The organism is Ectopseudomonas khazarica, from assembly GCF_017915135.1.
Lineage (GTDB): Bacteria > Pseudomonadota > Gammaproteobacteria > Pseudomonadales > Pseudomonadaceae > Aquipseudomonas > Aquipseudomonas khazarica.
Genome location: NZ_CP068551.1, coordinates 3,358,698 through 3,382,904, shown reverse-complemented (window position 1 = coordinate 3,382,904; position 24,207 = coordinate 3,358,698). Strand labels below are relative to the sequence as shown.

General features: G+C 64.7%; 27 protein-coding genes. 25 read left to right on the top strand and 2 right to left on the bottom strand.

Annotated features, from left to right (window positions below; genetic code table 11):
* Positions 1-27: 27 nt before the first annotated feature.
* The 25 genes from JLK41_RS16130 to JLK41_RS16010 all read left to right on the top strand — a co-directional run bounded on the left by JLK41_RS16130 (position 28) and on the right by JLK41_RS16010 (position 22,342).
* Entirely contained in the window at positions 28-381 is a 354-nt protein-coding gene (locus tag JLK41_RS16130) for an Hpt domain-containing protein (RefSeq protein ID WP_210389354.1), read from the top strand.
* Between the two features lie 66 nt (positions 382-447).
* Positions 448-1,692, top strand: a complete 1,245-nt coding sequence (locus JLK41_RS16125) for a flagellar hook-length control protein FliK (protein WP_210389353.1) — start codon at positions 448-450, stop codon at positions 1,690-1,692.
* 301 nt (positions 1,693-1,993) lie between these two features.
* Complete coding sequence (gene fliL / locus JLK41_RS16120; protein ID WP_037050438.1) at positions 1,994-2,515, top strand: flagellar basal body-associated protein FliL; 522 nt, start codon at positions 1,994-1,996, stop codon at positions 2,513-2,515.
* A 12-nt stretch (positions 2,516-2,527) separates the two neighbouring features.
* Positions 2,528-3,499: a flagellar motor switch protein FliM gene (fliM, locus tag JLK41_RS16115; RefSeq protein WP_047592168.1), complete on the top strand. Its 972-nt coding sequence runs from the start codon at positions 2,528-2,530 to the stop codon at positions 3,497-3,499.
* Positions 3,500-3,568: 69 nt separating this feature from the next.
* A complete protein-coding gene (gene fliN, locus JLK41_RS16110) occupies positions 3,569-4,048 on the top strand; it encodes a flagellar motor switch protein FliN (protein WP_037050443.1) in 480 nt (159 codons plus the stop codon).
* Between the two features lies 1 nt (position 4,049).
* Entirely contained in the window at positions 4,050-4,481 is a 432-nt protein-coding gene (gene fliO, locus JLK41_RS16105; RefSeq protein ID WP_037050445.1) for a flagellar biosynthetic protein FliO, read from the top strand.
* Positions 4,481-5,266 carry a flagellar type III secretion system pore protein FliP gene (gene fliP, locus JLK41_RS16100; protein WP_037050447.1) on the top strand — a complete coding sequence of 262 codons (786 nt, stop codon included), beginning with the start codon at positions 4,481-4,483 and terminating at the stop codon, positions 5,264-5,266. Before fliO ends, fliP begins: the two co-directional genes overlap by 1 nt.
* 10 nt (positions 5,267-5,276) lie before the next feature.
* Positions 5,277-5,546, top strand: a complete 270-nt coding sequence (gene fliQ / locus JLK41_RS16095; protein ID WP_037050449.1) for a flagellar biosynthesis protein FliQ — start codon at positions 5,277-5,279, stop codon at positions 5,544-5,546.
* Positions 5,547-5,558: 12 nt separating this feature from the next.
* Entirely contained in the window at positions 5,559-6,335 is a 777-nt protein-coding gene (gene fliR, locus JLK41_RS16090) for a flagellar biosynthetic protein FliR (RefSeq protein WP_037050451.1), read from the top strand.
* A 9-nt stretch (positions 6,336-6,344) separates the two neighbouring features.
* Positions 6,345-7,481 (top strand): flagellar biosynthesis protein FlhB, encoded by a 1,137-nt coding sequence (flhB, locus tag JLK41_RS16085; RefSeq protein ID WP_037050454.1) that lies wholly within the window; start codon positions 6,345-6,347, stop codon positions 7,479-7,481.
* Between the two features lie 101 nt (positions 7,482-7,582).
* Positions 7,583-9,712: a flagellar biosynthesis protein FlhA gene (gene flhA / locus JLK41_RS16080; protein WP_371923174.1), complete on the top strand. Its 2,130-nt coding sequence runs from the start codon at positions 7,583-7,585 to the stop codon at positions 9,710-9,712.
* Between the two features lie 11 nt (positions 9,713-9,723).
* Complete coding sequence (gene flhF, locus JLK41_RS16075) at positions 9,724-11,034, top strand: flagellar biosynthesis GTPase FlhF (RefSeq protein ID WP_134675534.1); 1,311 nt, start codon at positions 9,724-9,726, stop codon at positions 11,032-11,034.
* A gap of 89 nt (positions 11,035-11,123) precedes the next feature.
* Positions 11,124-11,954 (top strand): flagellar synthesis regulator FleN, encoded by an 831-nt coding sequence (fleN, locus tag JLK41_RS16070; protein ID WP_167494315.1) that lies wholly within the window; start codon positions 11,124-11,126, stop codon positions 11,952-11,954.
* Positions 11,951-12,697: an RNA polymerase sigma factor FliA gene (fliA, locus tag JLK41_RS16065; protein ID WP_037050464.1), complete on the top strand. Its 747-nt coding sequence runs from the start codon at positions 11,951-11,953 to the stop codon at positions 12,695-12,697. The genes fleN and fliA overlap by 4 nt, the downstream gene beginning before the upstream one ends.
* Before the next feature lie 100 nt (positions 12,698-12,797).
* On the top strand, positions 12,798-13,172 hold the full coding sequence (locus JLK41_RS16060; RefSeq protein ID WP_169968482.1) for a chemotaxis response regulator CheY: 375 nt from the start codon (positions 12,798-12,800) through the stop codon (positions 13,170-13,172).
* A gap of 19 nt (positions 13,173-13,191) precedes the next feature.
* Positions 13,192-13,980, top strand: coding sequence for a protein phosphatase CheZ (locus JLK41_RS16055; protein WP_037050467.1), 789 nt, complete (start codon positions 13,192-13,194; stop codon positions 13,978-13,980).
* Between the two features lie 12 nt (positions 13,981-13,992).
* The gene (locus tag JLK41_RS16050) at positions 13,993-16,236 is read left to right on the top strand and encodes a chemotaxis protein CheA (RefSeq protein WP_210389352.1); all 2,244 of its coding nucleotides are present in this window, start codon (positions 13,993-13,995) and stop codon (positions 16,234-16,236) included.
* Between the two features lie 45 nt (positions 16,237-16,281).
* Complete coding sequence (locus tag JLK41_RS16045; protein WP_037050471.1) at positions 16,282-17,403, top strand: protein-glutamate methylesterase/protein-glutamine glutaminase; 1,122 nt, start codon at positions 16,282-16,284, stop codon at positions 17,401-17,403.
* 25 nt (positions 17,404-17,428) lie between these two features.
* Positions 17,429-18,169: a flagellar motor protein gene (locus tag JLK41_RS16040; protein WP_037050473.1), complete on the top strand. Its 741-nt coding sequence runs from the start codon at positions 17,429-17,431 to the stop codon at positions 18,167-18,169.
* A gap of 15 nt (positions 18,170-18,184) precedes the next feature.
* The gene (gene motD / locus JLK41_RS16035) at positions 18,185-18,994 is read left to right on the top strand and encodes a flagellar motor protein MotD (protein WP_037050475.1); all 810 of its coding nucleotides are present in this window, start codon (positions 18,185-18,187) and stop codon (positions 18,992-18,994) included.
* Between the two features lie 82 nt (positions 18,995-19,076).
* Positions 19,077-19,865 (top strand): ParA family protein, encoded by a 789-nt coding sequence (locus JLK41_RS16030; RefSeq protein ID WP_210389351.1) that lies wholly within the window; start codon positions 19,077-19,079, stop codon positions 19,863-19,865.
* A gap of 86 nt (positions 19,866-19,951) precedes the next feature.
* On the top strand, positions 19,952-20,773 hold the full coding sequence (locus tag JLK41_RS16025) for a CheW domain-containing protein (protein WP_210389350.1): 822 nt from the start codon (positions 19,952-19,954) through the stop codon (positions 20,771-20,773).
* Between the two features lie 96 nt (positions 20,774-20,869).
* A complete protein-coding gene (locus JLK41_RS16020; RefSeq protein ID WP_037050483.1) occupies positions 20,870-21,349 on the top strand; it encodes a chemotaxis protein CheW in 480 nt (159 codons plus the stop codon).
* A 3-nt stretch (positions 21,350-21,352) separates the two neighbouring features.
* Positions 21,353-21,775, top strand: a complete 423-nt coding sequence (locus JLK41_RS16015; RefSeq protein ID WP_134675538.1) for a DUF2802 domain-containing protein — start codon at positions 21,353-21,355, stop codon at positions 21,773-21,775.
* A gap of 123 nt (positions 21,776-21,898) precedes the next feature.
* Entirely contained in the window at positions 21,899-22,342 is a 444-nt protein-coding gene (locus JLK41_RS16010; protein ID WP_134675539.1) for a rhodanese-like domain-containing protein, read from the top strand.
* Here JLK41_RS16010 and JLK41_RS16005 read toward each other — a convergent pair.
* Both JLK41_RS16005 and fliK read right to left on the bottom strand, forming a co-directional pair.
* Entirely contained in the window at positions 22,323-22,664 is a 342-nt protein-coding gene (locus JLK41_RS16005; protein WP_037050489.1) for an EscU/YscU/HrcU family type III secretion system export apparatus switch protein, read from the bottom strand. The genes JLK41_RS16010 and JLK41_RS16005 overlap by 20 nt on opposite strands.
* Entirely contained in the window at positions 22,661-24,193 is a 1,533-nt protein-coding gene (gene fliK / locus JLK41_RS16000; protein WP_037050490.1) for a flagellar hook-length control protein FliK, read from the bottom strand. The genes JLK41_RS16005 and fliK overlap by 4 nt, the downstream gene beginning before the upstream one ends.
* Between the last annotated feature and the right edge of the window lie 14 nt (positions 24,194-24,207).

Here is a 24,207-nt window from a genome sequence, read left to right as displayed (position 1 = left end):
CAAGCCTGTCGTTCAGGGAGTGACCCGTTGTCCGATATCCATCTCGACGATGCCGTCCTGGCAGCCCTGCAGGACGTTATGGAAGCCGAATATCCGGCGTTGCTCGATACCTTCGTGGCTGACTCCGAGGAGCGCGTGCGCCTGCTGCGCGAGGCCGAGGCGCAGGGCGACCCGCAGGGGCTGCGTCTGGCTGCGCACAGCTTCAAGGGCAGTTGCAGCAACATGGGCGCGGTGATGCTGTCCGACTTGTGCAAGGAGCTCGAAGACGCCGGGTGGAGCGAGGCGATGGAGCTGGCACCGGCCTTGATCGAGCAGATCGAGCGCGAGTTTGCCATCGTCCGCATCCTGCTCAAATCCGAGCGCCAGCGTTATCGCGTCTAGGCGATTGCACGAGTTGGCCCGTCCTTTGCTCTGATACCGTCACGACCCATTAGACGGAGAGCGTCCATGTCCGCGTTGCCCGATCTGCGCCTGCAGGCCACGCCTGAGGTTAAGAGCAAAGCGAAGCAGCCGGCTAAAGCGCCGGAGCCCAGCAAGAACGGTGCTTCCAGCTTTGCCGAGGTATATGCCAAGGAGCGCCAGGCCAAGCCTGGCGAGCATGCTGGCAATGTCGAGAAGCCCAAGCCAGAGCAGGGCAGCGGCCCGGCTACGGCCGAGGCCGACGCTGCCACGGCTGCCGCTGAGCAGCCGGAGGTTGCCGCCTCCGGCAATTCCTTGCCGAGTGAGGACATCGGGGAGGAGGAGCTCGACCCGTTGCTGGCGATGGCCCTGGGTGGCGTGCAGCCGCAAACCGAGGAGGCCGCGCTCCCCGATGAGGAACTGGACCCTGTGGCGCTGGTGATTACCGGCACCGCTAATGCCAGCCCTGCCGCTGGCGAAGAGACCGGGCCGGTGACCGAGGAAGAGGGGCTCGACCCGCTGGCGATGCTCGATTCGCCGCCGGAGGAGTTGGCGGTCAAGCCTACGCCGGTGCAGGAGGCTGTCAGCAAGAGCACCAAGACCGTGGCCAGTGCCGATTTCGCCGCCGCCATGGCCGCCATGGGCAAGGGCGAGGAGTCGACCACGACGACTGACGAGTCCACCCTGGACCTGCCGCTGGAGAGCCTGGCCAAGGATGTCCAGGACAGCCTGAAGGACAGCGTCCAGCCCAATCGTCCGGATCAGTTCGTCAGCAAGCTCAGTGCACTGACCCAGGCCCTCAACCAGCAGACCAATGTTGCGCAGCGTCTGCCGCTGGTGCCCGGCCAGCCGGTAGCCATGCAGCAGGCCGGCTGGAGCGAGGCGGTGGTCGATCGGGTCATGTGGCTGTCCAGCCAGAACCTCAAGTCTGCCGAGATCCAGCTCGACCCGGCGGACCTGGGGCGCCTCGAGGTGCGGGTGCACATGACTCAGGACCAGGCCCAGGTCACCTTCGCCAGCCCCAACGCCGGTGTGCGTGATGCGCTGGAAGGGCAGATGCATCGCTTGCGCGAGATGTTCGCGCAACAGGGCATGAACCTGGCCGATGCCAACGTTTCCGACCAGTCGCTGAACCGTGGCTGGCAGGGGCAAGGCCAGGGCGAGGGCGGGCGCGGCGGTTCCGGCGCGCGCGATGGCCTGTTTGGCGGTGACGAGGGGCAGGCCGTCGGTCATCAGGAAATCCGCAGCGATCGCCTGAGCAGTGGTCGGGGGCTCGTCGACTACTACGCGTGATACGTAGCCGAAACGCTGCGGTCCTGGCCCGCTGCGCGGCATCGGCGGCCGCCTGGCGCGAGCGAAACGAGCGCCACGCCACAGGCCGCCGGCTCCGATGTTCGGCGTGACTCCGCTAGACTTGCAATCGCCTGGGTAGCCATTCAGGCAACCCGGGCGATTGCATTTGAGGTGACAGCAAGAGGCTGGCGCTGTTAAATCCGCAGCCCGGAGTTAGACAAGCCTGCTCATATGCTGGCATAACACTTGCTCTTAACCCTTTGAAAGCGGACAAAACTCCGACAAGTGACGGATTATTGGCATGGCTAAGAAAGAAGCGGCACCTGCGGCCGAGGGACAACCCGCCGGCAAGAGCAAGCTCAAACTCATCATTCTCATCGTGGTGGGCCTGTTGCTGGCTGTCGGCCTGTCCGTTGGCGGTACCTGGTTCATTCTCAGCAAGGGCGACAAGTCCGAGGAGCATGCGGCCAGCGAAGCCGAGGCACCTGCCGCCCCGGGGCACCAGCCGGCGCTGTATCAGGACCTGATGCCGGCCTTCGTCGTCAACTTCAACTACCAGGGGCGCACCCGCTACCTGCAGCTCAGCATGGCGCTGATGGGGCGCGACGCTGCCGGGATGGAGAAGCTCAAGGTGCACATGCCGGTGTTGCGCAACCAGTTGGTGATGCTGCTCGCCGGTCAGGATTTCGCCGCGCTGCAGACGCCGCTGGGCAAGGAGATGCTCCTGCAGCAGGCGCTGGCCAGCGTGCAGGAGCTGGCCCAGAAGGAAACCGGCAGCACTGTGGTCGAGCAGGTGCTGTTCACCAATTTCGTGTTGCAGTAGCGGGAGCCGAACATGGCCGTGCAAGACCTGCTTTCCCAGGACGAGATCGATGCGCTGCTGCATGGCGTCGACGACGGGTTGGTCGAGACCGAAGACGCCGCCGATCCGACGAGCGTCAAGCAGTATGACCTGACCAGTCAGGACCGTATCGTCCGTGGGCGCATGCCGACCCTGGAGATGATCAACGAGCGCTTCGCCCGTTACACCCGCATCAGCATGTTCAACCTGCTGCGGCGCTCCGCCGACGTCGCCGTGGGTGGCGTGCAGGTGATGAAGTTCGGTGAGTACGTGCATTCGCTGTACGTGCCGACCAGCCTCAACCTGGTGAAGATGAAGCCGCTGCGTGGCACCGGGTTGTTCATCCTCGATGCCAAGCTGGTGTTCAAGCTGGTGGACAACTTCTTCGGCGGCGACGGTCGCCACGCCAAGATCGAAGGACGCGAGTTCACCCCGACCGAACTGCGCGTAGTGCGCATGGTGCTGGATCAGGCCTTCGTCGATCTGCGCGAAGCCTGGCACGCGGTGATGGATATCAACTTCGAGTACGTCAACTCGGAGGTCAACCCGGCGCTGGCCAACATCGTCAGCCCCAGCGAGGTGGTGGTGGTCTCCACCTTCCACATCGAGCTGGATGGCGGTGGCGGCGACCTGCACATCACCATGCCGTATTCGATGATCGAGCCGATCCGCGAGATGCTCGACGCCGGCTTCCAGTCCGATGTCGACGATCAGGACGAGCGCTGGATCAAGGCCCTGCGCGAAGACATCCTCGATGTCAGCGTGCCCCTGTCCGCGACGGTGGCGCGTCGTCAGCTGAAGCTGCGCGACATCCTGCACATGCAGCCGGGAGACGTGATCCCGGTGGAGCTGCCGGACAACGTGATCATGCGCGCCAATGGCGTGCCGACCTTCAAGGTCAAGCTGGGGGCCCACAAGGGCAACCTGGCCTTGCAGGTGCTGGACCCGATCGAACGCCAGCGCTGAAGCGCCGGCAACCCTGTGGGCCGGTTGGCCCGATGCGAACGAATAGCTGAAGCCAGGCGAGGAAAGACGATGGCAGACGAAGAAAACACTTCCCCCGAGGAACAGGCACTGGCCGACGAGTGGGCCGCTGCGCTGGCCGAGGCCGGTGAAGACGCCGGGCAGGATGACATCGATGCCATGCTGGCCGGGCAGGAGGCCGCACAACCTGCGCAGCCCGCCGCGCCGCGTGCGCCGATGGAGGAGTTCGGCAGCGCACCGCCGTCGCCCAACCTGCCGGTCAACCTGGAAGGGCCCAACCTGGATGTGATCCTGGATATTCCGGTGTCCATCTCCATGGAGGTCGGCAACACCGACATCACCATCCGCAACCTGCTGCAGCTCAACCAGGGTTCGGTGATCGAGCTCGATCGCCTGGCCGGCGAGCCGCTGGACGTGCTGGTCAACGGTACGCTGATCGCCCATGGCGAAGTGGTCGTGGTCAACGAGAAGTTCGGCATCCGCCTGACCGACGTGATCAGCCCCAGCGAACGCATCAAGAAGCTGCGCTGACATGAGCCGAATCCTTGCGTTGCTGTTGGCGCTGCCTGGCGTCGTTGTTGCCGCCGAGCCTGCCGGCAAGGCCGCGACGCCGATGGCCAGCAGCGATGTGGCCGGTCAGCTCGGTCAGTTGCTGCTGGGGCTGTTGCTGGTCATCGGCCTGATCTTCCTGCTGGCCTGGCTGCTGCGCCGTGTGCAGCAGCTGGCACCGCGTGGTGGCCAGGTGATCAAGCTGCTGGCGACCCAGCCGCTCGGGCCGCGCGATCGCCTGGTGCTGGTGCAGGTGGGCAACGAGCAGATCCTCCTGGGCCTGTCCGCCGGGCGCATCGCGCCGCTGCATGTGCTCAAGGAGCCGGTGCACCTGGGCGATGCCGAGCCCGCCACCCCCGAGTTCGCCCAGCGCCTGATGGAGCTGCTGGGCAAGGATCAGAAGGATAAATCCTGATGCTGCGTCTGTTGCTGGTGCTGGTGCTTAGCCTGGCCACTTCGCTGGCGTTCGCCGAGGATCCGCCCACGGGCAATAGCCTGATCCAGCAGGGCAGCAGCCCGCTGTCGATCCCGGCCATCACCCTGTCCACGGACGCGGACGGCCAGCAGGAGTACTCGGTCAGCCTGCAGATCCTGCTGATCATGACTGCGCTGAGCTTCATCCCGGCGTTCGTCATGCTGATGACCAGCTTCACCCGGATCATCATCGTGTTCTCCATCCTGCGGCAGGCGCTCGGCCTGCAGCAGACACCCTCGAACCAGATTCTGGTGGGGTTGGCGCTGTTTCTCACGATGTTCATCATGGCGCCGGTGTTCGACCGCATCAACAGCGACGCCCTGCAGCCCTATCTCAACGAGGAGATCGTCGCCCAGGAGGCGCTGACGCGTGCCGAGGGGCCGATCCGCGACTTCATGCTGGCGCAGACCCGCGAGAGCGATCTGGAGCTGTTCGTGCGCCTGTCCAAGCGTACCGACCTGGCCGGTGTCGAGGACGTGCCGCTGACCATCCTGGTGCCGGCCTTCGTGACGTCCGAGCTGAAGACGGCCTTCCAGATCGGCTTCATGATCTTCATCCCGTTCCTGATCATCGACATGGTGGTCGCCAGTATCCTCATGGCCATGGGCATGATGATGCTGTCGCCGCTGATCATCTCGCTGCCGTTCAAGATCATGCTGTTCGTGCTGGTCGATGGCTGGGCGCTGATCATGGGCACCCTGGCCGCCAGCTTCGGCACCTTATAGCGAGGCGCACATGACCCCCGAGATTGCGGTTGACCTGTTTCGCGAAGCGCTCTGGCTGATCGTCCTGATCGTCGGCCTGGCGGTGGTGCCGAGCCTGGTGGTCGGCCTGATCGTGGCGATGTTCCAGGCCGCCACGCAGATCAACGAACAGACCCTGAGTTTCCTGCCGCGCCTGATGGTGATGCTGATCACCCTGATCTGGGCCGGTCCCTGGTTGGTGAGTCAGCTGATGGAGTACACCCAGACGCTGATTCAGAACATTCCCTACCTGATCGGTTGAGGGCAGGGGGCGATGCTGGAGTTGAGCAATGCGCAGATCAGCGGCTGGGTCGGCCAGTTCCTGCTGCCGTTGTTCCGTATCGCGGCGATGCTGATGGTGATGCCGATCATCGGTACGCAGCTGGTGCCGACCCGCGTGCGCCTGTACCTGGCGCTGGCCATCAGCGTGGTGCTGGTGCCGACCCTGCCGCCGATGCCGCAGGTGGACGCATTGAGCCTGCGCAGCCTGCTGCTGATCGTCGAGCAGGTGCTGATCGGTGCCATGCTGGGCTTCGTCCTGCAGCTGTTCTTCCACCTCTTCATCGTCGCGGGGCAGATCATCGCCATGCAGATGGGCCTGGGTTTCGCCTCGATGGTCGACCCAACCAACGGCGTCTCGGTGCCGGTGCTCGGGCAGTTCATGCTGATGCTGGTGACCCTGCTGTTCCTGGCGATCAACGGGCACCTGGTGGCGCTGGAAGTGCTGGCCGAGAGCTTCGTCACCTTGCCTTACGGGCAGGGGCTGATGGTCGATCACTACTGGACCCTGGCGGGCAAGCTCGGCTGGGTCATCGGTGCGGGGCTGCTGCTGACGCTGCCGGCGGTCACCGCCCTGCTGGTGATCAACCTGGCCTTTGGCGTGATGACCCGCGCCGCGCCGCAGCTGAACATCTTCTCCATCGGTTTCCCGTTGACCCTGGCCATGGGCCTGGTGATCTTCTGGGTCAGCCTTTCCGATTTTGGCAGCCTGTTCCAGGCGCTGGCCAGCGACGCCCTGCAGCAGCTGGGCGAATTCGCCGAAACGCGATGAGGAGTCCGCATGGCTGAAAGTGAAAGCGGCGCCGACAAGAGCGAGGAACCCACAGGCAAGCGGCTCGAGGAGTCGCGAAAAAAAGGCCAGATCGCTCGCTCCAAGGAGCTCAACACGCTGGCGGTGACGCTCACCGGCACCGTGGCGCTGATCAGCTTCGGCGCCTACATGGGCAACACCCTGATAGGGGTGATGCGCGGCAACTTCAGCCTGCCGCGCGACGTGCTGATGAACGAAGGCAGCATGGCCCTGCACCTGCTGGCCTCCGGCAAGGCCGCCCTGGTGGCGGTGCAGCCGTTCTTCATCGCCTTGCTGATCGCCTCGGTGGTCGGCCCGATCGCGCTGGGCGGCTGGCTGTTCTCTGCCGAGGCCCTGCAGCCCAAGGCCAGCCGGATGAATCCGCTGGCGGGGCTCAAGCGCATGTTCTCCGTGCAGGCGCTGGTCGAGCTGCTCAAGGCGCTGGCGAAGTTCCTGGTGATCCTGGCCGTGGCGCTGCTGGTGTTGTCGGTCGACCAGGACGACCTGCTGTCGATTGCCAACGAGCCGCTCGAGCCGGCGATCCTGCACAGCCTCAAGGTCGTCGGCTGGAGCGCTTTCTGGCTGTCCTGCGGGCTGATCCTGATCGCGGCGGTGGATGTGCCGTTCCAGCTCTGGAGTCACAAGCAGAAGCTGATGATGACCAAGCAGGAAGTGCGTGACGAGTACAAGGACACCGAAGGCAAGCCCGAGGTCAAGGGCCGCATCCGCCAGTTGCAGCGGGAAATGGCCGAGCGGCGGATGATGCAGTCGGTGCCGCAGGCCGACGTGGTGATCACCAACCCGACCCACTTCGCGGTGGCGCTGAAGTACGACCCGGAAAAGGGTGGGGCGCCGATGTTGCTGGCCAAGGGTGGCGACTTCCTGGCGCTGAAGATTCGTGAAATCGCCCAGGAGCACCAGGTGATGGTGCTGGAGTCGCCGGCACTGGCGCGGGCGGTGTACTACTCCACCGAGCTGGACCAGGAGATTCCTGCCGGTCTGTACCTGGCGGTGGCCCAGGTGCTGGCCTACGTCTACCAGCTGCGTCAGTACCGCGCCGGCAAGGGCAAGCGCCCCGGACCGCTGCCGGATCTGCCCATCCCGCCGGACCTGCGTCGCGACACGTAAGCGGCGTCGTACGCGGCTTCGGCATTTGTGGAACGCTTCTTGCCATTACCCCTCTAGGGCGCAGTCTCGCGTCAAAAGATTGAATGGTTGGGGTAGGGCACGTGGCAGTAGATCGAGCACAGTTAATCGGTGAAGTGCGCAGCAACCTGGCAGGCTTGCGCCATGGCAACCTGGGCATTCCGCTGTTGCTGCTGGTCATGCTCGGCATGGTCATGCTGCCGATCCCGGCGTTCCTGCTCGATGTGCTGTTCACCTTCAGCATCGCCCTGTCGATCGTCGTCCTGCTGGTCAGCATCTACGCCCTGCGACCGCTGGATTTCGCCGTGTTCCCCACCATCCTGCTGGCGGCGACGCTGCTGCGCCTGGCGCTGAACGTGGCGTCCACGCGCGTGGTGCTGCTCAACGGTCACGAGGGGCATGGCGCGGCGGGGCAGGTGATCCAGGCCTTCGGCGAGGTGGTGATCGGCGGCAACTACGTGGTCGGTATCGTGGTGTTCGCCATCCTCATGATCATCAACTTCGTGGTGGTCACCAAGGGTGCCGGGCGTATCTCCGAAGTGAGCGCGCGTTTCACCCTGGATGCCATGCCCGGCAAGCAGATGGCCATCGACGCCGACCTCAACGCCGGCCTCATCGACCAGGTCGAGGCCAAGAAGCGCCGCAGCGAAGTGGCGCAGGAGGCCGACTTCTACGGTTCCATGGACGGTGCCAGCAAGTTCGTCCGCGGTGACGCCATCGCCGGTTTGCTGATCCTGTTCATCAACCTCATCGGCGGTATCGCCATCGGCGTGCTGCAGCACAGCCTGGCCTTCTCCGACGCCGGCAAGGTCTACACCCTGCTGACCATCGGTGACGGCCTGGTGGCGCAGATTCCTTCCCTGTTGCTGTCCACGGCAGCGGCGGTGATGGTGACCCGCGTGTCCACCTCCGAGGACATGGGCGCGCAGGTCAACCGGCAGATGTTCGCCTCGCCGCGTGCGCTGGCCGTGGCCGCAGCGATCATGATCGCCATGGGCCTGGTGCCGGGCATGCCGCACTTTTCCTTCATCGGTCTGGGCCTGATCGCCGCCGGTGGCGCGTACTGGATCGCCCATCGCCAGCGCAAGGCCAAGGAAGAGGAGGTCAAGGAGGTCCAGCGTCAGCAGGAGCTGCTGCCGGCGCAGAAGGCCCAGGAGGTCAAGGAACTGGGCTGGGATGACGTCACCCCGGTGGACATGGTCGGCCTGGAGGTGGGCTATCGCCTGATTCCGCTGGTCGATCGCAACCAGGGCGGCCAACTGCTGGCGCGGATCAAGGGCGTGCGCAAGAAGCTCTCGCAGGAAATGGGCTTTCTCATGCCCTCGGTGCACATCCGCGATAACCTCGACCTGGCGCCCAACGCCTATCGCCTGACGCTGATGGGCGTCAGCGTCGCCGAGGCGGAGGTCTATCCCGACCGGGAACTGGCGATCAACCCCGGCCAGGTGTTCGGCCCGCTCAATGGGATCGCCGCCAAGGATCCGGCGTTCGGCCTGGAGGCGGTATGGATCGACCCCAGCCAGCGTGATCAGGCGCAATCGCTCGGCTACACCGTGGTCGACGCCAGTACGGTGGTCGCGACTCACCTCAACCAGATCCTGCACAAGCACGCCCACGAGTTGCTCGGTCACGAGGAAGTGCAACAGCTCATGCAGTTGCTGGCCAAGAGCTCGCCCAAGCTGGCCGAGGAGCTGGTGCCGGGGCTGGTGTCGCTGTCGACCCTGCTCAAGGTGTTGCAGGCACTGCTGCAGGAGCAGGTGCCGGTACGCGATATCCGCACCATCGCCGAGGCGATCGCCAACGTCGCGCCGAAGAGTCAAGATCCCGCCGCGATGGTCGCCGCAGTCCGCGTGTCGCTGGCCCGCGCAATCGTGCAAAGCATTGTGGGACTAGAGCCGGAGCTGCCTGTGATCACCCTGGAGCCAAGGTTGGAACAGATATTGCTGAACAGTCTGCAGAAGGCCGGTCAGGGCAGCGAGGATGGCATCCTCCTCGAGCCCGGCATGGCTGAAAAGCTGCAGCGTTCCCTGGTGGATGCGGCGCAGCGCCAGGAAATGCTCGGCAAACCGGTGATCCTGCTGGTGGCCGGTCCGATCCGGGCGATGCTCTCGCGCTTCGCGCGGCTGGCGGTACCCAGCATGCACGTGCTGGCGTACCAGGAAATTCCGGACAACAAGCAGGTCACCATAGTCGCTACGGTTGGCCAGAACTGAGGTAAAGGGTCATGCAGGTCAAACGCTTCTTCGCCGCCGATATGCGGACCGCCATGAAACTGGTGCGTGACGAATTGGGCGCCGATGCCTCGATCATCGGCAACCGCCGCGTGGCTGGCGGTGTGGAGCTGACGGCTGCGCTGGATTACCAGGCGCCGGCCCCGGCACGCCCGAACCCGGCGCTGGAAGCCGAATTGCGCAAGACCCAGGCGCGCATCGCCAGCGCCCAGGCCGAGCTGACCACCCGTGCCGAACAGGATGCCGGCAAGGATCGCCAGTTGTTCGCCAACGAGTCGCTGCTGGCGCCCGAGCTGCCGGCGACGCCGGTCAAGCCGCAACGCCCGCTCGAGGCGCCTGTCGCCGCTGCACCGGCGGTCGATCCCCGGGCCCTGGACGCGATGCGCTTCGAGCTGCATGGCCTGCGTGAGCTGATCGAAGTCCAGCTGGGGTCCATCGCCTGGGGGCAGTTGCAGAATCGTCGTCCGCAGCAGGCCAACCTCTGGCGCCGCCTGCAGCGCATGGGCCTGTCGGCCGAGCTGTCGCAAGCCCTGCTGAGCAAGGTGGCCGGTGTGGCCGAGCCGCGTCAGGCCTGGCGCATGCTGCTGGCCCACCTGGCTCACGCGATCAGGACGCCCAAGGTCGAGCCGCTGGAAGAGGGTGGGGTGATCGCCCTGGTCGGTCCGGCCGGCATGGGCAAGACCACCACGCTGGCCAAGCTGGCTGCGCGCTACGTGCTTAAGTACGGCGCGCAGCAGGTCGCTCTGGTGAGCATGGACAGCTATCGTATTGGCGCACAGGAGCAACTGAAGACGCTTGGGCGTATCCTTGGCGTATCGGTGACCCAGGTCGATCCCGGTCAGTCTCTGCTGCAGGCTCTGACGCCGCTGGCCAAGAAACGCGTGGTGCTGGTCGACACCGCAGGCCTGCCGGGTAACGATCCGGCACTGCGCCTGCAGCTGGAGAGCCTGGCGTCGCCACGCATCAAGTCGAAGAATTATCTGGTTTTGGCGGCAACGAGTCAGAACCAAGTGCTCAAGGCGGCCTACCATAGTTACAAGCGCTGCGGACTTTCTGGTTGCATACTGACCAAGCTGGACGAGGCTGCGAGCCTGGGCGAGGTATTGGGTCTGGCTATAGGCCAGCATCTGCCGGTAGCCTATGTGACAGACGGGCCGCGCATTCCGGATGACCTGCAGGTGCCGCGCAGCCACCAGCTGGTCAGCCGCGCAGTGGGCCTGCAGTCTGCGGAGGAGCCGAGTGAGGACGCCATGGCGCAGTTGTTCGCCGGGCTCTATCACCAGCCCGCGCAGCGCGCCGGCTGAACGGCGACGATGTTGCACCCTCTCGCGCATGAGCGCGGGAGTGAACGGCCTGATGGTCAAGTCGAAGTTAGACAAGGTGTAGAAAGAACATGGGTATGCATCCCGTACAGGTGATTGCGGTGACCGGCGGCAAGGGTGGCGTCGGCAAGACCAATGTGTCGGTGAATCTGTCCATGGCCCTGGCCGACCTCGGTCGGCGGGTGATGCTGATGGACGCCGACCTGGGGCTGGCCAACGTCGACGTGCTGCTGGGGCTCACACCCAAGCGCACCCTGGCCGATGTGATCGCCGGCGAGTGCGATCTGCGTGACGTGCTGCTGCAGGGGCCGGGCGGCATTCGCATCGTGCCGGCCGCGTCGGGCACGCAGAGCATGGTCAGCCTCACGCCGATGCAGCATGCCGGGCTGATCCAGGCATTCAGCGACATCAGCGAAAACCTCGATGTCCTGGTGATCGACACCGCCGCCGGTATCGGCGACGCGGTGGTCAGCTTCGTCCGGGCGGCGCAGGAAATCCTCGTGGTGGTGTGCGACGAACCGACCTCCATCACCGATGCCTACGCCCTGATCAAGCTGCTCAACCGTGACCATGGCATCAGCCGTTTCCGCGTCCTGGCCAACATGGCTCACAGTCCGCAGGAAGGGCGCAATCTCTTTGCTAAGCTGACCAAGGTGACGGATCGTTTTCTTGATGTCGCCCTGCAGTATGTCGGCGCCGTGCCCTACGACGAGTGCGTGCGCAAGGCCGTGCAGAAGCAGCGTGCCGTCTATGAGGCGTTCCCACGATCCAAGTGCGCCCTGGCGTTCAAGGCGATTGCTCAGAAGGTCGACACCTGGCCGTTGCCGGCCAACCCCCGCGGCCATCTGGAGTTCTTCGTCGAGCGTCTGGTGCAGCAACCGACGGCTGACAGTGCCGTATGACAGCAGCTTCTGGACTTCGTATGTACAACAAGGCGCAGGCGCAGGACTCCCAGCACCAGTTGATCGAGCGCTATGCCTCCCTGGTCAAGCGCATCGCCTACCACCTGCTGGCACGCCTGCCAGCCAGCGTGCAGGTCGATGATCTGATCCAGGCGGGGATGATCGGGCTGCTCGAGGCCTCGCGCAAATACGACTCCAGCAAGGGTGCCAGTTTCGAAACCTTCGCCGGCATCCGCATTCGCGGTGCCATGCTCGACGAGGTACGCAAGGGCGATTGGGCGCCGCGTTCCGTGCACCGTAACAGCCGTATGGTCAGCGATGCGATTCGTGCAGTCGAAGCCCGAACCGGGCGCGACGCTAAAGATCACGAGGTTGCTGCCGAACTCCAATTGAGTCTGGAGGATTACTACGGCATTCTTGGCGACACTTTGGGCAGCCGCCTGTTCAGCTTCGACGACCTCTTGCAGGATGGCGAGCACGGCGGGTTGCACGAAGACGCCGGGCACACCCACCTCGAACCTTCGCGGGACCTCGAAGACGAACGCTTTCAGGCGGCTTTGGCCGAGGCCATCGCCGGTTTGCCCGAGCGTGAACGTCTCGTGCTGGCGCTGTATTACGATGAAGAACTGAACTTGAAAGAAATCGGTGAAGTGCTGGGGGTTAGCGAGTCACGTGTGAGCCAACTGCACAGTCAGTGCGCGGCACGCCTGCGCTCGCGACTGAGTGAATGGCGCGCAGGCTGAACAGCGGCGTACTCGCAGGCGGAAGCGGTTTCTCGATTAAAGGACGTAGTTGCAAGCGCAATACGTTTGGGACTGTACGGAGGTCGACTTGGACAAGAACATGAAAATCCTCATCGTTGACGATTTCTCGACGATGCGACGGATCATCAAGAACCTCTTGCGGGACTTGGGTTTCACCAACACCGCAGAAGCCGATGACGGCACGTCGGCGCTGCCGATGCTGCAGAGCGGCAGCTTCGACTTTCTGGTGACCGACTGGAACATGCCCGGCATGACCGGTATCGACTTGCTGCGCGCCGTTCGCGCCGACGAGCGTCTCAAGCACCTGCCGGTGCTGATGGTGACCGCCGAAGCCAAGCGCGACCAGATCATCGAGGCGGCTCAGGCCGGCGTGAATGGCTACGTGGTCAAACCCTTCACCGCCCAGGTGCTGAAGGAAAAGATCGAGAAGATCTTCGAGCGAGTCAACGGCTGATGTCGGCCGCGAGGGTGCTATGGAACATGATGACTCCACGATGGGTGACCTCGAGTCGACCCTGAAAAACAACGCCCGTGACCTGGTCGATAGCCTCGAACAAGGCAATTTCGGCGCCGCGGTGCAACTGATCAACGAACTCAACAAGGTCCGTGATCGCGGGCTCTATCACGAGGTCGGCAAGCTGACCCGTGAGTTGCACAACGCCATCGTCAACTTTCAGATCGACCCGCGCATGCCGCATGCGCAGGAGCTGTCGCAGATCGCCGATGCGACCGAACGCCTGAACTACGTCGTTACCCAGACCGAGAGGGCGGCCAACCGCACCATGGACCTGGTGGAGCAGAGCGCTCCGCTGGTCAATGACCTGAGCGATGAGGCGCAGAGCCTGAGCGCCGAATGGGGCCGTTTCATGCGTCGCGAGATGGGCGCCGAAGGGTTCCGCGAGCTGGCCAAGCGCGTCGAGCTGTTCCTCGCGCGCAGCGAGCGTGACGGCGCCAAACTGTCCAATCACCTCAACGACATTCTGCTGGCGCAGGACTATCAGGACCTCACCGGGCAGGTGATCAAGCGGGTCACCCAGCTGGTGACCGAGGTGGAAGGCAACCTGCTCAAGCTGATGCTGATGGCCAGCCAGGTCGACCGTTTTGCCGGCATTCAGCATGACCACGAAGCGTTGCGTGCCGAACAGGAAAAAATAAAAGAGCCATCGCGGGGTGAAGGTCCGCAGATTCATGCCGATAAGCGTGATGACGTTGCCTCCAGTCAGGACGATGTCGACGACCTGCTGTCCAGCCTAGGGTTCTAAGGAGCACACAATATGAGCTTCGGCGCCGATGAAGAGATCCTCCAGGACTTCCTGGTAGAGGCCGGCGAGATTCTCGAACAGTTGTCCGAGCAGTTGGTCGAGCTGGAAAGCCGGCCGGACGACATGAACCTGCTCAACGCCATCTTTCGCGGTTTCCATACCGTCAAGGGCGGAGCGGGCTTCCTCCAGCTCAACGAGCTGGTGGAGTGCTGCCACATAGCCGAGAACGTGTTCGACATCCTGCGCAAGGGTGAGCGTCGCGTCGACTCGGAGCTGATGGACGTGGTGCTCGAGGCTCTTGATGCAGTCAACGGCATGTTCGGCGAGGTGCGCGAGCGCCGCGAGCCGACGCCTGCCACGCCGGAACTGCTGGCCGCGCTGGCGCGCCTGGCTGAACCGGCTGGTGCCGAGCCGGCGCCTGCGCCGGTCGTGACAGCCGCGCCGGAACCCGAGCCCGAGCCTGAGCCGGTTGCGGCTGCTGCGGCGTCCGGCGACATCACCGACAGCGAGTTCGAACAGCTGCTCGACGCCCTGGGCGATGCCCCGGCCGTGGAAGCGGCGGCGCCTGCCAGTGACGACATCACCGACGACGAGTTCGAGTCGCTGCTCGACCAGTTGCATGGCAAGGGGCAGTTCAGTGGCCCGGTCGAGACGCCTGCCAGCACCGCCGGTGCTGCCGCACCTGCGGCGGCGCCTGCCAGTGACGACATCACCGACGATGAATTCGAGGCGCTGCTCGACCAGCTGCACGGCAAGGGGCAGTTCTCCGGCCCGGCCGAAACCGCCGCGCCAGCCGTCGCTGCCAGCGAACCGCCGGCGCCTGCCGGTGATGACATCACCGACGACGAGTTCGAGTCGCTGCTCGATCAGTTGCACGGCAAGGGCAAGTTCGTACCACCGAGTGAGCCGGCTGCTCCCGCTCCGGCAGCGAAACCGGCTGCACCTGCGGCCAAGCCCGCCGCAGCGGCCAAGGCTGCTGCGCCTGCTGCGCCCGCCAAGCCGGCCGCTCCGGCCAAGGCCGAGCCCGCTGCTGGCCGCGCCGCAGCCGCGCCGGCACCTGCTGGCGACAAGGCACCGGCGGCGAGCGAAGCGGAAACCACCGTACGCGTCGACACCGCGCGCCTCGACGAGATCATGAACATGGTCGGCGAGCTGGTGCTGGTGCGTAACCGCCTGGTGCGCCTGGGTCTCAACAGCGGCGACGAGGCGATGTCCAAGGCGGTGTCGAACCTCGACGTGGTCACTGCGGACCTGCAGACCTCGGTGATGAAGACCCGCATGCAGCCGATCAAGAAGGTGTTCGGGCGCTTCCCGCGTCTGGTCCGCGATCTGGCGCGCAACCTGAAGAAAGAGATCAACCTCGAGCTGGTGGGCGAAGAGACCGACCTCGACAAGAACCTCGTCGAGGCCCTGGCCGACCCGCTGGTGCACTTGGTGCGCAACGCCGTCGACCATGGCGTGGAAACGCCGGAGGAGCGCGAGAAGGCGGGCAAGGCCCGTGCCGGTCGCGTGGTGCTGTCCGCCGAGCAGGAAGGGGATCACATCCTGCTGTCGATCACCGACGACGGCAAGGGCATGGATGCCGACGTGCTGCGCGCCAAGGCCGTGGAAAAGGGCCTGCTGGACAAGGACGCGGCGGATCGCCTGAACGAGTTCGAATGCTACAACCTGATCTTCGCCCCGGGCTTCTCGACCAAGACCGAGATTTCCGACGTGTCCGGCCGTGGTGTCGGCATGGATGTGGTCAAGACCAAGATCACCCAGCTCAACGGCACGGTGAACGTGTTCTCGCAGAAGGGCCAGGGCTCGAAGATCATCATCAAGGTGCCGCTGACCCTGGCGATCATGCCCACGCTGATGGTGATGCTGGAAAACCAGGCATTCGCCTTCCCGCTGGTCAACGTCAACGAGATCTTCCACCTCGACCTGTCGCGTACCAACGTGGTCGATGGCCAGGAAGTGGTGATCGTGCGTGACAAGGCGCTGCCACTGTTCTATCTCAAGCGTTGGCTGGTACCGCAGGCCTTCCAGGAGGAACAGCGCGAAGGTCACGTGGTGATCCTCACCGTGGGCAGCCAGCGCATCGGTTTTGTCGTCGATCAATTGGTGGGTCAGGAAGAAGTGGTAATCAAGCCACTGGGCAAGATGCTGCAGGGCACTCCGGGTATGTCCGGGGCGACCATCACCGGCGACGGTCGCATCGCGCTGATTCTCGACGTACCGAGCATGCTCAAACGCTACGCTCGGCGTTTCTGATGGTTTTGCGGCACGGGCCGAAGCCCGTGCCGTCTAGGAGTGTTTATGACTGTCAAGGTCTTGGTGGTGGACGATTCCGGCTTCTTCCGCCGGCGTGTTTCGGAAATTCTGTCTGCCGATTCCAGTATTCAGGTGGTAGGGACGGCCACCAACGGACGTGAAGCCATCGATCAGGCATTGGCGCTCAAGCCCGATGTGATCACCATGGATTACGAGATGCCGATGATGGACGGCATCACCGCGGTGAGGAACATCATGCAGCGCTGCCCGACGCCGGTGCTGATGTTCTCCTCGCTCACCCACGAGGGCGCCCGTGTCACGCTCGACGCGCTGGACGCCGGTGCCGTGGACTTCCTGCCAAAGAACTTCGAGGACATCTCGCGCAACCCCGAGAAGGTCAAGCAGATGCTGTGCGAGAAGGTGCACAGCATTGCGCGCAGTAACCGCCGTTTCAGTTCGGCCGCGGTGGCTCCGGCGCCGACAGCGGCCAGTCCGACGGCAGCGCCGGTTAGTCGCCCGGCCGCACCGGCCCGGCCCGCTGTGGCCAGCCCGGCTGCGCGCAGCGCAGCGCCGTCCAGCAGTGCCTCGGCAGCGCCCAAGCGCAAGGCCTACAAGTTGGTGGCCATCGGCACCTCGACCGGCGGTCCGGTGGCCCTGCAGCGGGTCCTGACCCAGTTGCCAGGCAATTTCCCGGCGCCTCTGGTGCTGATCCAGCACATGCCGGCGGCGTTCACCAAGGCCTTTGCCGAGCGTCTGGACAAGCTGTGCCGGATCCAGGTCAAGGAAGCCGAGGATGGCGACGTGCTGCGCCCCGGGCTGGCGCTGCTGGCGCCGGGCGGCAAGCAGATGATGGTCGATTCGCGCGGCGTGGTGAAAATCCTCCCGGGTGACGAGCGTCTGAACTACAAGCCCTGTGTCGACATCACCTTCGGCTCCGCCGCCAAGTCCTATGGCGACAAGGTGCTAGCGGTGGTGCTGACCGGCATGGGCGCGGACGGCCGTGAGGGCGCGCGTCTGCTCAAGCAGGGCGGCAGCCAGGTGTGGGCACAGGACGAGGCCAGCTGCGTGATCTATGGCATGCCCATGGCCGTGGTGAAGGCCAATCTGGCCGATGCCGTCTATGGCCTGGATGACATCGGTCGTCACCTGACCGAGGCCTGCCAGTGACCAACGCTAATGCGGATGCCTGCCAATGGATGTACTGAGCCTCATCGGCGTCATTCTGGCGTTCGTGGCGATACTCGGCGGCAACTACCTCGAGGGTGGCAATGCCGGCGCGCTGCTCAACGGGCCGGCTGCATTGATCGTGCTGGGTGGCACCGTGGGCGCTGCTTTTCTGCAGACGCCGGTGACCGTGTTCAAGCGTTCGATGGTCGTCGTGCGCTGGATCTTCTTTCCGCCGCGTATCGACCTGGTTGGCGGCATCAACCGGGTCGTCGGCTGGAGCATGGTGGCGCGCAAGGAGGGCCTGCTGGGGCTGGAGGCTGTCGCCGACGCCGAGCCTGACCCGTACGCGCGCAAGGGCCTGCAGCTGCTGGTCGATGGCGCCGAGCCGGAGTCGATCCGCAGCATCCTCGAGGTCGACCTCTACACCCAGGAAGCACGTGACATCCAGGCTGCCAAGGTGTTCGAGAGCATGGGCGGCTACGCGCCGACCATCGGCATCATCGGCGCGGTGATGGGGCTGATCCACGTGATGGGCAACCTGGCCGACCCGAGCATGCTCGGCAGCGGCATTGCCGTGGCGTTCGTCGCCACCATCTACGGCGTGGGTTTTGCCAACCTGCTGCTGTTGCCGGCCGGCAACAAGCTCAAATCCATCGCGCTGCGTCAGTCGCGTTACCGCGAGATGCTGCTCGAGGGCATCCTGTCCATCGCCGAGGGTGAGAATCCACGTTCCATCGAGCTGAAGCTGCAAGGCTTCATGGACTGATGGAGGGATGGCAGCATGGCGCGCAGGCGGCACCAGGAAGAACACGAGAATCATGAGCGTTGGCTGGTCTCCTACGCCGACTTCATCACCCTGCTGTTCGCCTTTTTCGTGGTGATGTATTCGATTTCGTCGATCAACGAAGGCAAGTACAAGATTCTCTCCGAGTCGCTGACGGGAGTGTTCAATCAGCCGGATCGTTCGATCAAGCCGATCCCGGTGGGTGAAGAAAGGCCGCGTACCAGCGAGCCTGACGACACCACACACGACGATCCCAGCTCCGATTCCACCCTGCAGAGCATCGCCTCGAGCGTGCGCGAAGTGTTCGGCGAGCTGATCCAGAGCGATCAGCTGACGGTGCGGGGCAACGAGATGTGGATCGAGATCGAACTCAGTTCCAGTCTGCTGTTCCCAAGTGGAGACGCCATCCCGAACAACCAGGCGTTTTCCATCATCGAGAAGGTCGCCAAGATTTTGGCGCCCTATCAGAACCCGGTCAAGGTGGAGGGCTTCACCGACAACCTGCCGATCCAGACCGCTCAGTACCCGACCAACTGGGAGTTGTCGTCGGCGCGGGCGTCGAGCATCGTGCGTATGCTGGCCATGGATGGTGTCGACCCTTCGCGCCTGGCGGCGGTAGGCTACGGCGAGTTTCAGCCGATAGCGGACAACGCCTCGGCGGAGGGCAGGGCGCGCAATCGCCGGGTGGTGCTGGTGATTTCGCGCAATCTCGATACCCGTCGCGGTGCAGGCAGTACCTCGACTCGACAGTCCGGCGCTGGCACGCAACCTGCACCGGCGTCTGCGTCGGGGGTTCCGCAATCGTGACCTGTCAAATCCCAGTCGCCTGCCGCGTGCAGGTGACAGCCATTCTCGGCCTGAGCGCTGCGTGCCGGGAGGATGAGAGAAAATGAAAGTCTGGGCAGTAGCCAATCAGAAAGGTGGTGTCGGCAAGACCACTACGTCCATCGCCCTGGCAGGCCTCCTGGCCGATGCAGGCAAACGTGTGGTGGTGGTCGACCTCGACCCGCATGGGTCGATGACCAGTTATTTCGGGCATGACCCGGATACCCTGGAGCACAGCTGCTTCGACCTGTTCCTGCATCAGGGCAACGTGCCCCAGGGCCTGCCGAAGCAACTGCTGCATGGCACCAGCCACGAGAACATCTCGCTGCTGCCGTCGAGCACCGCACTGGCCACCCTGGAGCGCCAGTCTCCGGGGCAGAGCGGCCTGGGCCTGGTGATCGCCAAGAGCCTGGCGCAGCTGTGGGAGGATTTCGACCACGCCATCATCGACAGCCCGCCACTGCTTGGCGTGCTGATGGTCAACGCCCTGGCGGCCAGCCAGCAGCTGGTGATCCCGGTGCAGACCGAGTTCCTCGCGGTCAAGGGGCTCGAGCGGATGATCGGCACGCTGACCATGATCAACCGTTCGCGCAAGCAGGCGTTGCCTTACACCATCGTGCCGACCCTGTTCGATCGCCGTACCCAGGCGTCGATGAGCACGTTGCGCGTTCTGCGCAATACTTATCCCGAGCACCTCTGGCCAGCCTACATTCCGGTCGACACGCGCCTGCGCGATGCCAGCCGGGCCGGGCGCACCCCGTCGCAGTTCGACGCGGGCAGCCGTGGCGTGATTGCCTACCGTGCCCTGCTCAAGCATCTGCTCAGCCACCAGCCAGCGGCGCAGGTGGCCTGAGATGAACGCTTGTGTTGAACTGCGCCACTCAAGTCGGAGCAGGCTGCAGCCGATAGACTGTAAAGATATCGTTTCGGGTTCCAGTCATGAGTCGTAACCTCGCCACCGCCACGCGTTCCCAGTTGGCCCTGCAGTCCTATCTCGACGGGCTGTTGCAGGAGGCTGTTGCCGAGCTGGAGGAGTCCGTCAGCCTCGACGAATTCGAGGCCGCGGTGCTCGAGGAACAGGTGCGTGATGCGCGTCTGCTCGAACCCGTGAGCGTGGTTGCCGTGGCCGAGGCGCCCGCGCCTGCTCCGGTGCAGGCAGCGGTGCTGGTGGAAGCGCCGCCCGTGGAGTTGCGGGTGCCGGCGCCAGTCATCGATGAGGCGCCTCCCGCCCTCGACCTCGATCTGGAGGTCGCGGCGCAACCGGCCGGGCTGCTGGCAGATGGTCGTCCGGCCTGGGCAGAAGAGCCGTTCGAGTGCCTGCTGTTCGACGTCGCCGGGCTGACGCTCGCCGTGCCGCTGATCTGCCTGGGCTCCATCTACCCGCTGGAGGGGCAGGAGCTGACGCCGTTGTTCGGTCAGCCGGACTGGTTTCTCGGTATCCTGCCGAGCCAGGCCGGTAACCTGAAGGTGCTGGACACCGCGCGCTGGGTGATGCCGGACCGCTACCGCGAGGACTTCCGTGAGGGCCTGCAGTACGTGATTTCGGTGCAGGGCTACGAGTGGGGGCTTGCCGTTCACCAGGTCAGCCGCTCGATTCGCCTGGACCCGAGCGAGGTCAAATGGCGCAGCCAGCGTACCCAGCGGCCATGGCTGGCCGGTACGGTGATCGAGCATATGTGCGCGCTGCTGGACGTCGCCGCACTGGCCGAATTGATCGCCAGCGGTGGCGCCAAACGGCTGAACGGTGGAAAACTGCATTGATAATTGGTGAGTTCGTGGTCACGGGCTCTATAGTTGAATGACAAGCGGGCTGACCCGCGAACGCCGCACTGGGCGGTTTCTGACGAGGCTAGGGACATGAAGAAAAGTTCTGCACAAGGTGCCGAAGATCCGATTCTGCAGTGGGTGACCTTTCGCCTGGACAACGAGACCTATGGCATCAACGTGATGCAGGTGCAGGAAGTCCTGCGCTACACCGAGATCGCTCCGGTCCCGGGTGCACCGAGTTACGTGCTGGGCATCATCAACCTGCGCGGCAACGTGGTGACCGTGATCGATACCCGCCAGCGCTTCGGCCTGGGGTCGGCGCCGGTGACCGACAACACCCGTATCGTCATCATCGAGGCGGACAAGCAGGTCGTCGGCATTCTCGTCGACAGCGTGGCCGAAGTGGTCTACCTGCGTCAGTCCGAGATCGAGACCGCGCCGAACGTCGGTAACGATGAATCGGCCAAGTTCATCCAGGGCGTCTGCAACAAGAACGGCGAGCTGCTGATCCTGGTCGAGCTGGACAAGCTGATGTCCGAGGAAGAGTGGTCGGAGCTGGAGAGCATCTGAGCCATGTCCGAGTTTGCCATGCTCGCTGCGGCCCTGGCCTTCCTGGCGCTGGTCTGCGTGGCACTGGGCATCGTCTGCAACGGCCTGCATCGCAACCAGCAGCGCCTGCTCGCCGAGCAGGCCAAGCACGATGCACTGCGTGATGCGCGGATCAAGGAGCTGGGCAAGCGGCTCGATGCCTACCTGACCGGCAGCATTCGCATGGGCGAAGAGCTGCACGAGCTGCGCCGCGTGGTGGCGCCGCTGCCGGACAAGGTCAGTCAGATCGAGCAGCGCGACCCCAGCAGCCTGTCCTTCACCCAGGCTGCACGCCTGGTCGGCATGGGTGCCAGCGTCGACGACCTGACCCAGTCCTGCGGGCTGAGCAAGGCGGAAGCCGAGCTGATCAGCCGCCTGCACAAGCCCAGGGCGGGGCAGCCGCAATAGCTGTCACTGATAGTCGGCAGCGTTCTTAGCAGGTCCACGGGCCTGCCCAATCAGTCCTAGCGCCTGTTTCATCCCATCTAAGCTGAAAGAAGGTTCTCGTGCGGCATTCGGAGGGGGATGATCATGCGTCGTCTGCTCGTTCTGTTCGCCAGCTGCTTGCTCTGCCAGCCGCTGATGGCCCAGGAAGCGCCTTTGCAGGTGTCCGGCGCCATCACCGTCAACGTCATGCAGGCCAAGCACCTGCATGACCATGGCGCGCTGTTCATCGATGTACGCCCGGCGCGCGAGTGGGGCTGGGGGCATGTGCAGGGCGCCGTGCACCTGGACCTGCACGGTCGTTTTCCCGGCCTCGCCGAGGCATCCCTGCCGCGCGAGACGCCCCTGGTGATCTACTGCGACAGCGAGGTATGCGCGCAGAGCGCCGTGGCCGTCGAGCAGGCGGTGCGCTGGGGCTACACCCGGGTGTTCTATTTCCGTGGTGGCTACTTCGTCTGGCAGCTGTTCGACCTGCCCAGCAGCAAGGAGGCCGCCGACCAGCGCCTGGCGGTCAGTTCGCCGGCCCCTTGAGCAGGGGCAGCGGTGGCGTGACGTCGCGTTCGGCATCCGGGTCGAAGCCTGCGGGTGTCTTGCCCTGCAGGTACCAGGCGAAGGCGATGATCTCGGCGATGCAGCGATACAGCGTCTCGGGAATGGCGTCCCCCAGCTCCAGGCGCGCGAGCAGGCGCACCAGTTCGGCATTCTCGTAGATCGGCACTTCGTATTCGCGGGCGATGGCGAGTATGGCTTCGGCCAGCTCGTCGTCGCCTTTGGCGCTGAGCACGGGGGCGCTCTGTCCGTCGTAGTTGAGGGCGATCGCCTGGCGCGGCTCGGGCTGTGTCTTGCGGCTCATGCGGTTTCATCCACCCAGCGTTGTTCCAGCGAGGTTTTCGGGCCTTGTGGCGGCATGCCCTGGCTGCAGGCCAGTTCGCCGACCTCCAGGCCGGCGGCCTGCAGGCGCTCACGCAGATGACCAAGTTCGGCGTTGATCAGCTGGGTGGTGTCGGCGCGTTCGGCCCACAGCTGGCTGGACAGGCTGCCGCGCAGCAACTGTGCACGTACCTGCAGCGGGCCGAGGTGGTCCAGCTCGAACGCCAGCTCGACCTTCCACAGGGTGTCCTTCTGCTCGGCTTTCTCCGCCTTGCCGCTGTCCTCGCGCTGCAACTTGACCTGCAACGGGATCACCTCCTGCTGGTGGCGCATGGGCAGCTCCAGCTGCCAGGTGGTGACCAGGTTGCCGTTGGCGTCCACCTGGGTCTGCGCCAGGCTCGACAGCTGGTGCGTCTGCAGCCGCGATACGGCGGCAGCGGCGAGCTTCAACAGGGTTTCCAGATCGGCCTCGCCGTCCATGTTCTGCAGCAGGCGCGAGGGCAGGGGGAAGGTCAGCGCCTGCTGGCGTGCGGAGCCGCCGGTGGCGTTCACGCCAAGCAGCTGTCGGGCCAACGTGGGCAGGTTCTGGTTGAGGGCGTTCTGCAGGCCGGCCAGCGCGCCTGCGCCGCCTGGCAGCTGCGGCATGAGCTGGGCGATCAGGCGCAGCAGGTTGGCCTTGAGATCCTGGGGCAGGGCGGCGGTCTGGCCTTGCAGCAGCTTGGCTTCAAGCAGTACGCCGCTGCTTTCCAGTGCCTGTGCCAGGCCCTTGGCGGTGCTCAGCTGACTGCTGTCGGGGAGGGCGCCGAGCAGTTTGTCGATGCTGCCACGCAAGGCGTCGTCCCCGGCGCTGAGGTTCTGCAGGCCTTTGAACAGGCCTTCCAGGGACGCCTGACGGTTCTGCTGCGCGGCCAGCTGCTGGCCCAGTACCAGCTGGTCCAGGCGGCCGCTCAGTGGCAGGAAGGCCAGGTTCTGGCTGCCCTGTACCTGGGCGCTGAGCAGGCTGCCGAGGGGCAGCTCCAGCGGGCTGTCCAGGGCCAGCTGGCTGCCAGCCAGCGGTGTGTTGAGCAGGTTCACCAGCAGGCGATAGACCGGCTGGGCGTTCTGCGTCGGCAGCGCATCGCGGCTGACGACCTTGCCCTGCACCAGCGTGCCCAGGGGCAGCTGCTGCAGGTCCAGGCTGGTCAGCGGTTTGTCGCCGCCGGCCTGCAGCGCCAGGGCCAGGCGGGTGTCCGACAGCGCCGTCACCAGCAGCGCGCTGCCCTGCGCCAGTGGCCGCGGGCTTTCCGCCTGCAGGGTGGTCTGCTTGCCGCCATCGAGCGTCAGCTTGAGCAGCAGCTGGAAGCTCTGCGCCTGCTCACGGATGGCGACCACCTCGGCCTTGGCGCTTTCGCCTGCGGCCAGCATGCCCTCCAGCGGTTGCAGCAGGCGCACGGCCAGGTCAGCGGCCGTCACCGTGCTGCGAATCACCGGTGGCGAGGAGGGAAGCGGACGTGGGCTGCTGATTTCGCTCATCTGGGCTCTTGGTC

Bases quoted from the DNA above. Each gene is read 5' to 3' on its own strand.
- JLK41_RS16125 (WP_210389353.1), top strand. From the start codon at position 448: ATGTCCGCGTTGCCCGATCTGCGCCTGCAGGCCACGCCTGAGGTTAAG.
- fliL (WP_037050438.1), top strand. From the start codon at position 1,994: ATGGCTAAGAAAGAAGCGGCACCTGCGGCCGAGGGACAACCCGCCGGC.
- fliM (WP_047592168.1), top strand. From the start codon at position 2,528: ATGGCCGTGCAAGACCTGCTTTCCCAGGACGAGATCGATGCGCTGCTG.
- fliN (WP_037050443.1), top strand. From the start codon at position 3,569: ATGGCAGACGAAGAAAACACTTCCCCCGAGGAACAGGCACTGGCCGAC.
- fliO (WP_037050445.1), top strand. From the start codon at position 4,050: ATGAGCCGAATCCTTGCGTTGCTGTTGGCGCTGCCTGGCGTCGTTGTT.
- fliP (WP_037050447.1), top strand. From the start codon at position 4,481: ATGCTGCGTCTGTTGCTGGTGCTGGTGCTTAGCCTGGCCACTTCGCTG.
- fliQ (WP_037050449.1), top strand. From the start codon at position 5,277: ATGACCCCCGAGATTGCGGTTGACCTGTTTCGCGAAGCGCTCTGGCTG.
- fliR (WP_037050451.1), top strand. From the start codon at position 5,559: ATGCTGGAGTTGAGCAATGCGCAGATCAGCGGCTGGGTCGGCCAGTTC.
- flhB (WP_037050454.1), top strand. From the start codon at position 6,345: ATGGCTGAAAGTGAAAGCGGCGCCGACAAGAGCGAGGAACCCACAGGC.
- flhF (WP_134675534.1), top strand. From the start codon at position 9,724: ATGCAGGTCAAACGCTTCTTCGCCGCCGATATGCGGACCGCCATGAAA.
- fleN (WP_167494315.1), top strand. From the start codon at position 11,124: ATGGGTATGCATCCCGTACAGGTGATTGCGGTGACCGGCGGCAAGGGT.
- fliA (WP_037050464.1), top strand. From the start codon at position 11,951: ATGACAGCAGCTTCTGGACTTCGTATGTACAACAAGGCGCAGGCGCAG.
- JLK41_RS16060 (WP_169968482.1), top strand. From the start codon at position 12,798: ATGAAAATCCTCATCGTTGACGATTTCTCGACGATGCGACGGATCATC.
- JLK41_RS16055 (WP_037050467.1), top strand. From the start codon at position 13,192: ATGGAACATGATGACTCCACGATGGGTGACCTCGAGTCGACCCTGAAA.
- JLK41_RS16050 (WP_210389352.1), top strand. From the start codon at position 13,993: ATGAGCTTCGGCGCCGATGAAGAGATCCTCCAGGACTTCCTGGTAGAG.
- JLK41_RS16045 (WP_037050471.1), top strand. From the start codon at position 16,282: ATGACTGTCAAGGTCTTGGTGGTGGACGATTCCGGCTTCTTCCGCCGG.
- JLK41_RS16040 (WP_037050473.1), top strand. From the start codon at position 17,429: ATGGATGTACTGAGCCTCATCGGCGTCATTCTGGCGTTCGTGGCGATA.
- motD (WP_037050475.1), top strand. From the start codon at position 18,185: ATGGCGCGCAGGCGGCACCAGGAAGAACACGAGAATCATGAGCGTTGG.
- JLK41_RS16030 (WP_210389351.1), top strand. From the start codon at position 19,077: ATGAAAGTCTGGGCAGTAGCCAATCAGAAAGGTGGTGTCGGCAAGACC.
- JLK41_RS16025 (WP_210389350.1), top strand. From the start codon at position 19,952: ATGAGTCGTAACCTCGCCACCGCCACGCGTTCCCAGTTGGCCCTGCAG.
- JLK41_RS16020 (WP_037050483.1), top strand. From the start codon at position 20,870: ATGAAGAAAAGTTCTGCACAAGGTGCCGAAGATCCGATTCTGCAGTGG.
- JLK41_RS16015 (WP_134675538.1), top strand. From the start codon at position 21,353: ATGTCCGAGTTTGCCATGCTCGCTGCGGCCCTGGCCTTCCTGGCGCTG.
- JLK41_RS16010 (WP_134675539.1), top strand. From the start codon at position 21,899: ATGCGTCGTCTGCTCGTTCTGTTCGCCAGCTGCTTGCTCTGCCAGCCG.
- JLK41_RS16005 (WP_037050489.1), bottom strand. From the start codon at position 22,664: ATGAGCCGCAAGACACAGCCCGAGCCGCGCCAGGCGATCGCCCTCAAC.
- fliK (WP_037050490.1), bottom strand. From the start codon at position 24,193: ATGAGCGAAATCAGCAGCCCACGTCCGCTTCCCTCCTCGCCACCGGTG.